Genomic DNA, 13,874 nt, shown 5'->3' with positions numbered 1-13,874 from the left:
GTCCGGTTGCGGGGGACGCCGTAAACCCGTCCTTGGGGGCTTGGCCGCGGCATCCATGCCGCGGACACCCCCGCAACCGGACCCACCCCGCCTTCGACAGATCTCCGTAATCTGTTGGAATGGCATGGCCTGTCCTTGGTAGGTGTCGACCTTGGTCGACACATGGATCCATGTCATGCGTGGATGAATGCCTGACGGAAACGGAAACGCTCCGTTGTCGGGACGTAACGCGGGCGTGGCGTGCACGGGTGTACTCTGCGCGCATGATGGCCACGACAGTCGGGCAACAGCAGTTGGTGGCGGCGCGTGCCGCTTTTGCCGAGGGCGATGTGCAGTCGCTGGCGGTGCTTCCTTTGCCGTTGCAGCAGTCCTGGCAGCGCTCGCATGCGGCCGGTGTACGCCCCGACCAGGAGCCGTACTACCCGCCGTTGCAGGGCAACGGCCACCACTTGGAATCCCGCGACGACCGCCGCCTGGCGCGTTGTGTACAGCCCGAGCTGGAGCAGTTGTGGGCCGCGTTCGGTGCGCGGGGATGGACGATGTTCTGCGCCAACCGCGAGGGCATGGTGATCGTGCATCGCGCCCATGGCCTGGAAGATGCGCCGCTGCTGCGGCCGATCCAGGTGGGACGGCGGTTGGGCGAGGCCGAGATCGGCACCACCGCGCCTGCGGTCAGCTTGGCCGACGACCTGCCCGCCTTGGTACGCGGCAACGAACACTATCTGCAGCGGTTTGCCCCCGTGTTCTGCTTGAGTGAGCCGCTGCATGACCTGCAGGGGCAGGTCTGCGGTGCGATCGACATCACTGGCTTGGGGGAACGCGATCCGGTATTGCTGCAGGGCTATTTCCGGCAGGCGGCGCTGGCCATCGAGAACCGTTTGATGCACACGCTCAGCGATGTGCACCTGCTGGCGGTGCAGCATGATCCGCGCTGGCTGGCATCACCGCTGCAGGGCCTGTTGGCGGTGCAGGAAGACGGCCAGTTGCTTGCCGCCAACCGCGTCGCCCGGCGTCTGCTCGGTCTGCCACGGCGCGGGCCGCTGCCGTTGCTTTCGCTGGATACGTTGTTTGCCGGCGCCAGCGCTGCACAGCGACGTCGCCTGCTGCAGCCCGGTCCCGCGCATCGGGTGCGGCTGGGCGAGGGCAGTGCAGTTCATCTGCAGCATCTGCAGGCGCCGCGCGCTGCAAGGGCCCGAGCGTCCGCATCGGCCGCAGCGCCTGTGCAGGCGGCGCCACTGCGTGACCAGCAGCGCGATGCAGCGCGCCGCGCCGCCCATACCGCCGAAGGCAACCTCAGCCTCGCCGCACGCCAGCTCGGCATCTCGCGGACAACGCTGTACAAACTGCTGCGCGAGTGAGGCCGGCCACCGACGCCGGCGCTACATCGCGGTGTCGATCAATCGCGGAAGTTGTTGAACTGCAGCGGCAGTTCGAACTTGCCGGCCTTCAGCACGGCGATGGCGTCCTGCAGGTCGTCGCGCTTCTTGCCCATCACCCGCAGCTTGTCGCCGTTGATCTGGGTTTCCACCTTCAGCTTGGCTTCCTTCAGCGCCGCAGCGATCTTCTTGGCGATCTTCTGCTCGATGCCCTGCTTGACGGTGATCTTCTGCCGGGCCTGCGCAAGGTTGGTTTCCACGTCGCCATATTCCAGGCTGAGCACGTCGATGCTGCGGGCGGCCAGGCGAGCGCGCAGGATGTCGTTCATCTGCTTGAGCTGGAACTCGCTCGGCGCGGACTGGGTGATCACTTCGCCGTCTCGTTCGAACTTGGCGTCCACGCCCTTGAAGTCGAAACGGGTGGCAAGCTCGCGGTTGGCCTGGTCGAGCGCATTGGTCAGTTCGTGGGTGTCGACTTCGGACACAACGTCGAAGGAAGGCATGGGCGTTACTCCGCAGAAATCAGTGGCGGCCATTCTATCGCGCCGGTCGCGGCGGCAACGCCCGTGGTCGGCGATAATGGGCCATGAATGTGCAACGCTCCCCTTCGCGCGCCGTGGCCTGGATGGTCGCTGCTGTCGCCTGTTTCTCGCTGATGGACGCCGGCATGAAGCAGCTCTCGGCCGGCTATCCCTCGCTGCAGGTCACCTTCCTGCGTGGCGCGGCGTCGCTGCCCTTCGTGCTGGTCTGGGTGCTGGCCAGTGCCGGGCCACGCTCGCTGATCCCGCGCCGCTGGGGGCTGCACCTGCTGCGCGGCGGGCTGGGCATGGCGATGATCGGCTGCTTCGTGTTCGCCCTGCGCGACCTGCCGCTGTCCACCGCCTACACCATTTATTTCGTCGCGCCGCTGCTGATTGCCGCACTGTCGGTGCCGCTGCTGGGCGAGCGGGTCGGGCCGCGGCGCTGGGTCGCCATCGGCATCGGCCTGGTCGGCGTGCTGGTGGTGCTGCGGCCGGGCGTGGGCGGTTTCATCTCGGTGCCGGGCCTGATGGTGCTGGCCGCCGCCACCGCCTATGCCATCGCCGCGATCACCGTCAGCCTGCTGACCCGCACCGATACCTCGCAGTCGATGGTGGTCTGGTTCCTGGTCATCATGGCCATCGGCGCAGGGCTGCTGGCGATCCCCGGCTGGGTGCCGCTGCAGATGGCGCATGCGCCGTTGATCGCCGGCATGGGCCTGGCCGGCGCACTGGGCCAGATCGCACTGACCAAGGCCTTCCAGCTGGGTGAGGCCTCGATGATCGCGCCGCTGGAGTACAGCGGCCTGGTCTGGGTGATCGGCTGGGACCTGGCGTTCTGGGGGCAGCTGCCTGATGGCTACACCTGGGCGGGCGCGGCGATCATCGTCGCCTCGGGCCTGTACCTGCTGCACCGCGAACGGGTGAACCGGCAGGAGCCGCCGAAACCGTTGGACCATCCCTGAACCGGTTTGGCCGGGGAATGGGGTCAGAGCCCCTGCGGGGATCCGACCCCGGCCAATGCGCCGGTGCGGGCGACTTAGAACCAAAAGGAATAACATTCTGGCCCATGGCGCGGGCGCGCGAGCGCCGGCGCTGGTAGGCTGCACGCCCCCTTCCATCGCCCTCCCGGTGAGCTGATCCCGTGATCGAGTTCCAGCGCCTGCACAAATCCTATGCCGTTGCCGGCCGCGCAGTCAGCGCGCTGCAGCCGCTGGACCTGACCATCGAGGCCGGCGAGGTGTTCGGCATCATCGGCCATTCCGGTGCGGGCAAATCGACGCTGATCCGCATGATCAACCGCCTGGAGGAGCCCAGTGGTGGCCGCCTGTTGATCGCCGGCGAAGATGTCACCGCGTTGGATCCGGAAGGCCTGCGCGCGCTGCGCCGCCGGATCGGCATGATCTTCCAGCACTTCAACCTGCTGTCCTCGCGCACGGTGACGGGCAACGTCGCCTTCCCGCTGGAACTGGCCGGAACGCCGAAGGCCGAGATCGATGCACGCGTGGCCGAACTCCTGCAGACCGTGGGCCTGCAGGCGCATGCGGACAAGTATCCCGCGCAGCTGTCGGGCGGCCAGAAGCAACGTGTGGGTATTGCCCGGGCGCTGGCCACCCGTCCGCAGATCCTGCTGTGCGATGAGGCCACCAGCGCGCTGGACCCGCAGACCACCGCCTCGGTGCTGGCGCTGCTGTCGAAGATCAACCGCGAACTGGGCCTGACCATCGTGCTGATCACCCACGAGATGGATGTGATCCGTCGTGTCTGCGATCGCGTGGCCGTGCTCGATGCCGGGCAGCTGGTCGAGACCGGCCCGGTAACGAAGGTGTTCCTGCACCCGCAGCACCCGACCACCCGCCGTTTCGTCAGCGAATCGGAGCAGGTGGACGAGGGGACGCTGCACCGCGATTTCGACGCGGTCGGTGGCCGTGTCGTGCGCCTGACCTTCCTCGGCGCCGACACCTACGAACCCCTGCTTGGCAGCGTCGCGCGGCAGACCGGGGTCGACTACAACATCCTGTCCGGCCGTATCGACCGGATCAAGGACACCCCGTATGGACAGCTGATCGTCGCCCTGGTGGGCGGTGATCAGTCCGCTGCGCAGGCCGCGTTCGTGGCCGCCGGCGTTCACGTTGAGGAACTGCGCCGATGATCATCGCCACCGCTGGCGGCTTTTTCCGTCACCTGGATGCAGGCAAGTGGGCCGACATCGGCCAAGCCACCATCGACACCCTGCTGATGCTGGCCGGTTCGCTGCCGCTGACCCTGGCCATCGGCCTGCCGCTGGGCGTGCTGCTGTACCTGTTCGGTGCGCCACAGCTGAAACGCCGGCCGGTTGCCTACGGCGTGCTTGCGCTGGTGGTGAACCTGCTGCGCTCGGTGCCCTTCATCATTCTCATGATCGTGCTGATCCCGGTGACCCTGTTCATGATGGGCACCTCGCTGGGCGTGCGTGGCGCGATCGTGCCGCTGGTCATCGGCGCTGCACCGTTCTATGCGCGGCTGGTGGAAACCGCCCTGCGTGAAGTGGACCGCGGGGTGATCGAGGCGACCCAGGCCATGGGCGCCACCACCTGGCAGCTGGTCACCCGCGTGCTGCTGCCCGAAGCACGGCCGGGCCTGATTGCCGGTGCGACGGTGACCACCGTGGCCCTGATCGGCTTCACTGCGATGGGCGGTGCGATCGGTTCCGGTGGCCTGGGCGACCTGGCCTTCCGCGACGGCTACCAGCGCTCGCACACCGACGTGGCGCTGGTCACGGTGGTCCTGCTGCTGGTGCTGGTGCAGCTGCTGCAGATGCTCGGCGAGCCTCATGGACGCGGGAAACATCGTGCAGTTGCCGGCCAGCGGCCGGCCCTACCACCGTGTGCGGTCAACGCACGTTCGGTACTTCGTAGCCCAGCTTGCCCACCTGCTCGGCGTGCTGCGGCACGCGCTTGAGCTTATCGGTGTTCACCCCGTACTCGTCGCGCAGGCGTTCGGCCAGGTCCTTGTACAGCGCCTTGTCCATGTCAGGCGTGCGGGCGAAGATCCAGGCCATCTCGCGGCCCGGGTAGCCGATCAGCGCCCAGGAATAGTCCGGCGCCACTTCCAGCACCCGCGAATGGGTCGGCACGACCCGGTAGAACCAGGTGCGCCAGCCGTGGTTGCCACTGTCGGGATCGACGCTGGCGCGCGCACGGATTTCCTGCAGCGGTTCACCGAAACCATCGCGGTAGCGATAGGTGATGGCGACCTTGTGGTCCTCGCGCAGCTCGTACTGGTTGACGCTGGCGACGTGGCCGCGCTCGATGAAGTTCGGCACGCGGCCGATCACGTACCAGGTCCCCATGAAGCGCTGCAGGTCGATCACCCCATCTGCAGAGGCTTCCGCGGCGCTGTTGCGGGACGACGGTGGGGAATTGGCAGCCACTGCCGGACCGCCCAGGGACAGGGCCAGCAACACAGCGCAGAGCGGGCGGATCGAGGTCATGCGGGAGCGGGCTCCAGTGGGCTTGCCCGCGCATGGTCACTGTGTGCACGCCATCCGTCAATGGTGTCGCAGCCGGTGAGAAGCCCCGCAGCCAAGCTGACCGCCATCGACCACCGGAGAATCCGCATGCGCACACGTCCCCGCCACCGCCCGCCAACTGAACGCGTCAGCGAACGCGCCGATCCGCGCCTGTTGCGGGTGGTGCCGCAGCTCGCCCTTGCTGGCCTGGCCGTGGTGCTGGTGTGGCCGGCCGCGCGCGGCAGCAGTGCCTGGCTGGGCTGGCTGCCGCTGTGGCTGGTCGGCATGCCGTTGGCGGCCTGGTGGGCACTGCTGCGCTGCCCGTTGCCAACGCTGGCCGCGCTCCGCTCGCTGCGACGCGACCATGGGCAGGCCCGGCGGCGCTCCCCCACACGTACGCGCAAGGCGCACACCGCCACGGCCTGACCTTCGACACGGGGGCGGCCCCGGTGATCCATGCTAGCGTTCCACGGCTAATGACTGCCTGGAGCTGCAATGTCACGATTCGCTTCCGCCTGCCTGCTGGCCGGCATGATGACCGCTGCCTCGGTGGGTACCGCCGTGGCCGCTGAAGACACCGACCGTTACGCCTGGCTGGAGGACGTCACCGGCGACAAGCCGTTGTCCTGGGTCAAGGAACAGAACGCCAAGTCCGAGGCGCGCCTGGCGCAGACCCCGGCCTTCAAGCAGATGGAGAGCAGCATCCGCGAGGTGCTCGACTCGGACGCCAAGATTCCCGGCGTGCAGAAGATCGGCGATTACTACTACAACTTCTGGAAGGACAAGCAGCACGAGCGTGGCCTGTGGCGTCGCACCACCCTGGCCGAGTACCGCAAGGCCTCGCCGACCTGGGAAACCGTGCTCGACCTGGATGCGCTGAACAAGGCCGAAAACGAGAACTGGGTCTGGCACGGCGCTGACTGCCTGCGTCCGGATTACAGCCGCTGCCTGATCGCGCTGTCGCGCGGCGGTGCCGACGCCGATGTCACCCGCGAGTTCGACCTGGCCAGCAAGAGCTGGATCAAGGACGGCTTTTTCCGTCCCGAATCGAAGGGCGGCCTGAGCTGGATCGACCGCGACACCGTGTTCGTCTACACCGATTTCGGCAGCGGCTCGATGACCACCTCCGGTTACCCGCGCGTGGCCAAGCTGTGGAAGCGTGGCACGCCGATGTCCGCCGCCAGCCTGGTCTACGAAGGCAAGCCGGAAGACATGTACATCGCGGCGATGCACGATGACACCCCGGGCTTCGAGCGCAACCTGGTCAGCCGTACGCTGGCCTTCTACAACAACGAGATCTACCTGCGCGGCGACGATGGCAAGCTGACCAGGATCGATGCGCCGAACTCGGCCGAGAAGGGCCTGCACAAGCAGTGGCTGACCCTGGAACTGCGCGATCCGTGGACCGTGGGTGGCAAGACCTACGCCTCCGGCGCACTGCTGGTGACCAAGCTGGATGATTTCCTGGCCGGCAAGCGTGACTTCGAGGTGCTGTTCACCCCGACCGCGACCACCTCGCTGGCCAGTGCCTCGTGGACCAAGAACCACCTGGTGCTGAACGTGCTGGACGACGTCAAGAACCGCCTGTCGGTGCTGACCCCGACTGCCAAGGGCTGGCAGAAGAGCGATTTCGTCGGCGCACCAGCCTTCGGCACCCTGGGCGTCAGTGCGGTCGACAGCAATGACAGCGATGCGGTGTGGCTGACCGCCACCGATTACCTGACCCCGACCACCCTGGCCATTGCCGACATCGGCAAGGCACCGGAAGTGCTCAAGACCATGCCGGCGTTCTTCGATGCCGACGGCAAGGTGATCGAGCAGCACTTCGCTACCAGCAAGGACGGTACCCGCGTGCCGTACTTCGTGGTGCACGACAAGGCGATGAAGCTCGACGGTTCCAATCCGACCCTGCTGTACGGCTACGGTGGGTTCGAGATTTCGCTGACCCCGTCGTACTCGGGTGGCATGGGCCGCGCCTGGCTGGAAAAGGGCGGCGTGTACGTGGTTGCCAACATCCGTGGTGGTGGCGAGTACGGCCCGCGCTGGCACCAGGCGGCGCTGAAGCAGAACCGTCACAAGGCCTATGAAGACATGGCTGCGGTTGCCCAGGACCTTGTTACCCGCAAGATCACTTCTGCCAAGCACCTGGGCGTGCAGGGCGGCAGCAACGGTGGCCTGCTCACCGGCAACATGCTGACCCAGTACCCGGAGCTGTTCGGTGCGGTGGTGGTGCAGGTTCCGCTGCTGGACATGAAGCGTTACAGCCACCTGCTGGCCGGCGCGTCGTGGATGGCCGAGTACGGCAACCCGGATACCAGCGACTGGGAGTTCATCAAGACCTTCTCGCCGTACCACCTGTTCGACGCGAAGAAGAGCTACCCGCCGGTGCTGTTCACCACCTCCACCCGCGATGACCGCGTGCATCCGGGCCACGCCCGCAAGATGGCCGCGAAGATGATCGAGGCCGGCAAGGACGTGACCTACTACGAGAACATCGAAGGCGGTCATGGCGGTGCAGCCAACAACGCGCAGGCCGCGCACATGTCCGCACTGGCCTACAGCTTCCTGTGGGAGCGGTTGGGCGGTAAATGATGAAATGAAAAACGCCGCCCTCGGGCGGCGTTTTTCGTTGGGGTGTGCGAATCCACGCACGGCGTGCGCTGGGCCAGCAGATCCACGCCATGCGTGGATGCCTTGGACGTTACCGGGTCACCCGCCCCAGCTTTTCAACCCGCGCGCGATACGCTCCACCGCCTCCTGCAACCGTGGTACTTCCTGGGTGTAGGCCAGGCGTACGTGCTGGTTCGATCGATGGAAGCCGAAATCCAGGCCCGGGGTGAACGCCACATGTTCGGTTTCCAGGAAGTGCGCGCAGAACGCCTGCGCGTCGTCGGTGAACGCGCTGACGTCGGCGTACAGGTAGAACGCACCCTGCGGTTCCACTTCGATGCGGAAGCCCAGTTCGCGCAGGGCCGGCAGCAGGAAGTCGCGGCGCTGCTGGAAGGCCTGGCGGCGCTGCTCGAAGATCGCCATCGCCTCCTCGCTGAAACAGGCAAGGGCCGCGTGCTGGGCGATGCTCGAAGCGCTGATGTACAGGTTCTGCGCCAGCTTCTCCAGGTCGGGTACCGCCGCTGGCGGCGCCACCAGCCAACCCAGTCGCCAGCCGGTCATGCCGAAGTACTTGGAGAAGCTGTTCAGCACGAACGCGCTGTCATCCACCTGCAGCACGCTCGCAGCATCCAGGCCGTAGGTCAGGCCGTGATAGATCTCGTCGACCACCAGGTGGCCGCCGCGCGCATGCAGCGAAGCCGAGAGGGTCGCCAGTTCATCGGCTGACAGCACGGTGCCGGTGGGATTGGCCGGCGATGCCACCAGTGCACCAACGCTGTCGGCGTTCCAGTGCTGCTGCACCAGCGAAGGGGTCAGCTGGTAGGCCGTTTCGGGTCCCACCGGAACGAGCTGCGCGCCGCCTTCCACCAGCCGCAGGAAGTGGCGGTTGCACGGATACCCGGGATCGGCCAGCAGCCAGTGGCGGCCGGGGTCGACCAGCAGGCTGCTGGCCAGCAGCAGCGCGCCGGAGCCGCCGGGCGTGACCAGGATGCGTTCGGGGTCGATATCCAGGCCGTAGTGGCTGCGATAGAAACCGCTGATCGCCTGGCGCAGGGCCGGTAGGCCGCGTGCGGCGGTGTAGCGGGTGTGGCCGGCGGCCAGCGCCGCCTGGCCGGCCCGCACGACCGGCTCGGCGGTGGTGAAGTCCGGCTCGCCGATCTCCAGATGGATCACATCGTGACCGGCCTGTTCCAGCGCCTGCGCGCGGGCCAGCAGGGACATCCTCGGAATGAACAGTCTGTTGCGGTTGCCGGCCAGCGGCCGGCACTACCCCGCGCGTCCATGACGATCCGCAGGGTTGCCCGCAGCCCTCCTGCCACCCAGACTCAGGCGCAAGGACGCCATTGCATTGCCGATCAAGGAGCCTTATTTCATGAAATCCACTCTCTGCCTGTTGCTTGCGAGCCTGATGACCAGCACCGCTACCGCCGCCACCCCGCCCGTTCCGCCGGATGTTGAGAAGCGTCCGCACGTGGTCAAGGCGCCGTTCGGCGCGACCCGCAACGATGACTATTACTGGCTGCGCGACGACAAGCGTGAGGACAAGGCCATGCTGGCCTACCTGCAGGCCGAGAACGCCTACGCCGACCAGCTGCTGGCACCGCTGAAGCCGCTGGAGGATGCGCTGTACGGCGAGATCGTCGGCCGCATCAAGCAGGACGATGCCAGCGTTCCGGCGCGCGAGCGCGGCTACTGGTACTACAGCCGCTACGAGACCGGCCAGGACTATCCCATCCATGCGCGCCGCAAGGCCAGCATGGACGCGCCGGAAGAGGTCCTGCTCAACGTCAACACGATGGCTGCCGGCAAGGGCTATTTCAGCGTCGGCTCGATGGAGGTCAGCCAGGACAACCAGCTGCTGGCCTGGGCCGACGATGACGTGGGTCGCCGCCAGTACGTCATCCGCTTCAAGGACCTGCGTACCGGCGCGGTGCTGCCGGACACGATCACCGGCACCTCCGGTGACCTGGTCTGGGCCGACGACAACCGCACCGTGCTGTATGTCGAGAACGATCCGGAAACCCTGCTGACCGTGCGGGTGAAGAAGCACGTGCTGGGCACCCCGGCCAGCGCCGACACCGTCGTCTACGAAGAGAAGGACGACAGCTTCTACATGGGCATCGGCCGCACCCGCGACGATCGATTCATCACCATCGGCGTGCACAGCACCGTGTCCTCCGAAGAGCGCTACGCGCCGGCCAGCGACCCGACCACGTTCACCGTGCTCGCCCCGCGCCAGCGCGACGTGGAGTACGACGCCGACCACTACGACGGCCGCTGGGTGATCCGCACCAATGATGGTGCGAAGAACTTCAAGCTGGTGACCGCACCGACCGACGCCACCTCGCGCRCACAGTGGAAGGACTGGATCGCCCATGACGATGCAGTGTTCATCGAAGGCTTCGAACTGTTCGATACCTACACCGCCATCGCCGAACGTTCCGAAGGCCTGGAGCGCATCCGGCTGCTGTTCAAGGACGGCCGCAACGACTACGTAAAGGCCGACGAACCGGCCTATTCGATGGGCCTGGGCGACAACACCGAGGCTGACACCACGTGGCTGCGCTACGTGTACACCTCGATGACCACGCCGACCACAGTGTACGAACTGAACACCGCCACCGGTGAGCGTCGCCAGCTGAAGCAGCAGCCGGTGATCGGCTATGACGCCTCGAAGTACGAGACCGACCGGGTGTGGATCACCGCGCGCGACGGGGTGAAGGTGCCGGTGTCGCTGGTCTATCGCAAGGGCTACAAGAGGGATGGCACCGGCGCGCTGTTCCAGTACGCCTACGGCAGCTACGGCATGTCGATGGACCCCTACTTCAACCAGACCGCGGTGAGCCTGCTCGACCGTGGCGTGGTGTACGCCATCGCCCACATCCGCGGTGGCCAGGAAATGGGCCGCGACTGGTACGAGAACGGCAAGCTGCTGCACAAGCAGAACACCTTCAACGACTTCATCGACGTCACCCGTGGCCTGGTGGCACAGGGCTGGGCGGCGAAGGACCGTGTTGCCGCGTCCGGTGGCAGCGCCGGTGGCCTGCTGATGGGCGCCATTGCCAACCAGGCGCCGCAGGACTACCGCGTGCTGGTGGCGCAGGTGCCGTTCGTGGACGTGGTCACCACCATGCTCGACCCGACCATCCCGCTGACCACCAACGAGTACGACGAGTGGGGCAACCCCGAGCAGAAGCCGTACTACGAGTACATGCTGTCCTACTCGCCCTACGACAACGTGAAAAAGCAGGGCTATCCGTCGCTGTTCGTGGGCACCGGCCTGTGGGATTCGCAGGTGCAGTACTGGGAGCCGGCCAAGTGGGTGGCCAAGCTGCGTGACGACAACACGGGCCACTTCCCGATCCTGTTCCGCACCAACATGGAAGCCGGCCACGGCGGCAAGTCCGGCCGCTTCCAGCGTTACCGCGAACTGTCCGAGTCGTATGCGTTCGTGCTGCAGCAGCTGGGCATCGAAGCGCCCGCTGCCGGCGCTGCGACGGAATGACGCAACGTGGCGGCGGTGATATCGCCGCCGCCACCTGCGCTCGGTATCCTTGCGCGATGAGCCTGCCCGAACCGCCCGCCACCAAGGACCTGCCAGCGCCCACCCGGCCGGTGCGGTTCCGTTGGGCGTGGTGGCTGCTGGCCTATGCCAGCCTGGGCACCGGCATCGTCGGCATTTTCGTGCCGGGGCTGCCCACCACCGTATTCATCCTGATCTCGGCCTGGGCCGCCTCGCGCGGCTCCGAGCGGCTGCACGGCTGGCTGCTGCAGCACCCGCGCTTCGGCCCGGCCATTGCCAACTGGCAGGCACATGGTGCGGTCAGCCGCTACGGCAAATGGATGGCCACGATCACCATGGCAGTGTGCGCCGGCATCATGCTGTGGTGCGTGCCGGTGGCCTGGGTGAAGTGGTTCTCCATCGGCAGCATGACCGTGGTCGCGATCTGGCTGTGGACCCGGCCGCTGCCGCCGGCAGATTGATCTCTCCCGCCGGGCACGGCCCAGCGCTGCCAAGGGTGCCGGGTTGCGGTAGCGCCGGGTCATGCCTGGCGGATGCGTGGCCCCGCATCCTGCACCAACCGCTCAGCCGCCAATGGCTATACTCGGGGCATGAACATCCCCCATCGCAATGTCATCCTGATTCCGCTGGCAGCGGCCTCGCTGCTGTTCCTCGCCGCATGCGGCAACAAGGGCCCGCTGGTGCTGCCGCAGAAGCCGGTGCCGGTGGAAGAAACCGTCGAACCGGCCACCGATGCCGACACCACGCCCGCTGCCACCCAGGATCCCCGCGACGGTAGTCCGTCGGTGACCCCGGACCCTGTCAAGAAGCTGGACGACGGGAATGAGTAAGGCGGTTTCCAACGGCCTGCGCTTCAGCAAGATGCACGGCGCGGGCAACGATTTCGTAGTGATCGACCTGCGCGACGGCACCCCGCCGCCCACCCCGGAACTGGCCGCGCGCCTGGCCGATCGCCATACCGGCGTCGGCTGCGACCAGATCCTGACCGTCGAGCCACCGCGCGCCGAAGGCTCCGTTGCCTCGTACCGCATCTGGAACGCCGATGGTTCCAATTCAGAGCAGTGTGGCAACGGCGCGCGCTGCATCGCTGCCTGGCTGGTGCGCGAGGGTAGTGCGCAGGGCGATCGCTTCGTGATCGACAGCCCGCTGGCCAGCCACGCCGTGGATGTCCTCGGCGATGGCCAGTACGCGGTGGCGATGGGCGTGCCGCTGTTCGATCCGGCGCAGGTGCCGCTGATCGGCTTCGCCCACCCGCGCGAGGAATACCTGCTGCCACTGCAGGGTGAGACCGTGCGCTTCGCGGCGGTGTCGATGGGCAATCCGCACGCGGTGATCGAAGTCGGCCTGGTCGACGCTGCACCGGTTGAGCGCGTGGGTGGACTGCTGCAGCAGCATGCCTCGTTCCCGAAGTCAGTGAACGTGGGCTTTGCCCAGGTGATGGGCCCGGAACATGCGCGCCTGCGCGTGTTCGAGCGCGGCGTGGGTGAAACCCTGGCCTGCGGCAGTGGCGCCTGCGCTGCCGCCGTGACCCTGATGCAGCGCGGCCGACTGCAGCGCGATGCTCGCATCAGCCTGCCTGGTGGCGACCTGCGCATCCAGTGGCCGGGCGATGGCCAGCCGGTGGTGATGGCGGGCCCCACCGCATTCGTCTTCGAAGGGGAGTGGATTGCATGACTGAGACCGTCGACAAGCTCGGTGCCCATGAAGTCGCGGCCTGGTTGCGGCGCCATCCGGGCTTCCTCAAGCAGTTCCCGGACCTGGCGCTGACCCTGGTGGTGCCACGCGATGACGGCCCGACCGCATCGCTGGCGAGCTACCAGCTGGAAGTGCTGCGCGAGAAGAACCGCGAGCTGGCGCGACGGTTGGCCGACCTGGGCGCGACCGCGCAGGTCAACGAGCGGCTGGCGGTGCGCACGCATCAGCTCACCCTGGCCCTGATGAAGCAGGACAACGCCGCCGATACGCTGCGCGCGATGGCGGCGTCGCTGCAGGAAGACTTCGCAGGCGATCTGGTGCGGCTGGTCGTGCATGCGCCGGTGGCCGGACTGGAGCAGGCCGAATGGCTGCAGGTGCTGGCTGCCGATGATGCGCAGCTGGGCCCGTTCCGCGACTGCCTGAAGGATGGTGAGCCGATCTGTGGCCGCCTGCAGAGCGACAAGAACGCCGTGCTGTACGGCGCGCGCAGCGAGGAAGTGCAGACCACCGCGCTGCTGCCGTTGCCGGGCGTCGGCCTGATCGCGGTGGGCAGCCATGATCCGAACCGCTTCTATCCCGGCATGGGCACGCTGTTCCTGCGGATGATGGGCGAGGCCCTGGTGACCGGGCTCAAGCGCTTCGCGGATTGAGCGGGAAACGAC

General features: G+C 66.9%; 13 protein-coding genes and 1 pseudogene. 11 read left to right on the top strand and 3 right to left on the bottom strand.

Features of this window, described 5'->3' with window-relative positions; genetic code table 11:
* Nucleotides 1–263 precede the first annotated feature (263 nt).
* Complete coding sequence (locus AB4Y98_RS19850) at nt 264–1,358, top strand: helix-turn-helix domain-containing protein (RefSeq protein ID WP_442245001.1); 1,095 nt, start codon at nt 264–266, stop codon at nt 1,356–1,358.
* 38 nt (nt 1,359–1,396) lie between these two features.
* On the opposite strand, the gene AB4Y98_RS19845 is transcribed toward AB4Y98_RS19850, so the two are convergent.
* Nucleotides 1,397–1,879, bottom strand: coding sequence for a YajQ family cyclic di-GMP-binding protein (locus tag AB4Y98_RS19845; protein WP_025877313.1), 483 nt, complete (start codon nt 1,877–1,879; stop codon nt 1,397–1,399).
* 83 nt (nt 1,880–1,962) lie between these two features.
* On the opposite strand from AB4Y98_RS19845, the gene AB4Y98_RS19840 reads away from it, so the two are divergent.
* From AB4Y98_RS19840 to AB4Y98_RS19830, 3 genes are all read left to right on the top strand, one after another.
* On the top strand, nt 1,963–2,859 hold the full coding sequence (locus AB4Y98_RS19840) for a DMT family transporter (RefSeq protein ID WP_025877311.1): 897 nt from the start codon (nt 1,963–1,965) through the stop codon (nt 2,857–2,859).
* A gap of 179 nt (nt 2,860–3,038) precedes the next feature.
* Nucleotides 3,039–4,046, top strand: a complete 1,008-nt coding sequence (locus AB4Y98_RS19835) for a methionine ABC transporter ATP-binding protein (protein ID WP_230112552.1) — start codon at nt 3,039–3,041, stop codon at nt 4,044–4,046.
* On the top strand, nt 4,043–4,834 hold the full coding sequence (locus tag AB4Y98_RS19830) for a methionine ABC transporter permease (protein ID WP_442245000.1): 792 nt from the start codon (nt 4,043–4,045) through the stop codon (nt 4,832–4,834). Before AB4Y98_RS19835 ends, AB4Y98_RS19830 begins: the two co-directional genes overlap by 4 nt.
* Here AB4Y98_RS19830 and AB4Y98_RS19825 read toward each other — a convergent pair.
* On the bottom strand, nt 4,767–5,366 hold the full coding sequence (locus tag AB4Y98_RS19825; RefSeq protein ID WP_025877305.1) for a lipocalin family protein: 600 nt from the start codon (nt 5,364–5,366) through the stop codon (nt 4,767–4,769). The two genes, AB4Y98_RS19830 and AB4Y98_RS19825, sit on opposite strands and share 68 nt — an antisense overlap.
* 126 nt (nt 5,367–5,492) lie before the next feature.
* Between AB4Y98_RS19825 and AB4Y98_RS19820 the strand changes: the two genes are divergently transcribed.
* Together AB4Y98_RS19820 and AB4Y98_RS19815 are read left to right on the top strand one after the other, a co-directional pair.
* Nucleotides 5,493–5,810 (top strand): hypothetical protein, encoded by a 318-nt coding sequence (locus tag AB4Y98_RS19820; protein ID WP_032976554.1) that lies wholly within the window; start codon nt 5,493–5,495, stop codon nt 5,808–5,810.
* A 69-nt stretch (nt 5,811–5,879) separates the two neighbouring features.
* Nucleotides 5,880–7,976, top strand: coding sequence for a prolyl oligopeptidase family serine peptidase (locus AB4Y98_RS19815; protein WP_223496624.1), 2,097 nt, complete (start codon nt 5,880–5,882; stop codon nt 7,974–7,976).
* A gap of 117 nt (nt 7,977–8,093) precedes the next feature.
* Here AB4Y98_RS19815 and AB4Y98_RS19810 read toward each other — a convergent pair.
* A pseudogene (locus AB4Y98_RS19810) lies at nt 8,094–9,215 on the bottom strand (pyridoxal phosphate-dependent aminotransferase); the annotation flags it as partial.
* A gap of 151 nt (nt 9,216–9,366) precedes the next feature.
* Here AB4Y98_RS19810 and AB4Y98_RS19805 point away from each other — a divergent pair.
* From AB4Y98_RS19805 to AB4Y98_RS19785, 5 genes are all read left to right on the top strand, one after another.
* Nucleotides 9,367–11,499 carry a S9 family peptidase gene (locus AB4Y98_RS19805; protein WP_442244999.1) on the top strand — a complete coding sequence of 711 codons (2,133 nt, stop codon included), beginning with the start codon at nt 9,367–9,369 and terminating at the stop codon, nt 11,497–11,499.
* Nucleotides 11,500–11,555: 56 nt separating this feature from the next.
* Complete coding sequence (locus tag AB4Y98_RS19800; protein WP_165378132.1) at nt 11,556–11,978, top strand: YbaN family protein; 423 nt, start codon at nt 11,556–11,558, stop codon at nt 11,976–11,978.
* A gap of 129 nt (nt 11,979–12,107) precedes the next feature.
* Nucleotides 12,108–12,347, top strand: coding sequence for an LPS translocon maturation chaperone LptM (gene lptM, locus AB4Y98_RS19795; RefSeq protein ID WP_442244998.1), 240 nt, complete (start codon nt 12,108–12,110; stop codon nt 12,345–12,347).
* The gene (gene dapF, locus AB4Y98_RS19790; RefSeq protein WP_223496618.1) at nt 12,340–13,191 is read left to right on the top strand and encodes a diaminopimelate epimerase; all 852 of its coding nucleotides are present in this window, start codon (nt 12,340–12,342) and stop codon (nt 13,189–13,191) included. Before lptM ends, dapF begins: the two co-directional genes overlap by 8 nt.
* The gene (locus AB4Y98_RS19785; protein ID WP_100462415.1) at nt 13,188–13,862 is read left to right on the top strand and encodes a DUF484 family protein; all 675 of its coding nucleotides are present in this window, start codon (nt 13,188–13,190) and stop codon (nt 13,860–13,862) included. Before dapF ends, AB4Y98_RS19785 begins: the two co-directional genes overlap by 4 nt.
* Nucleotides 13,863–13,874 lie beyond the last annotated feature (12 nt).

Origin of the sequence: Stenotrophomonas sp. 2YAF26 (assembly GCF_052114625.1) — a bacterium.
Classification (GTDB): domain Bacteria; phylum Pseudomonadota; class Gammaproteobacteria; order Xanthomonadales; family Xanthomonadaceae; genus Stenotrophomonas; species Stenotrophomonas indicatrix.
This window is presented reverse-complemented; position numbering and strand designations above follow the sequence as displayed.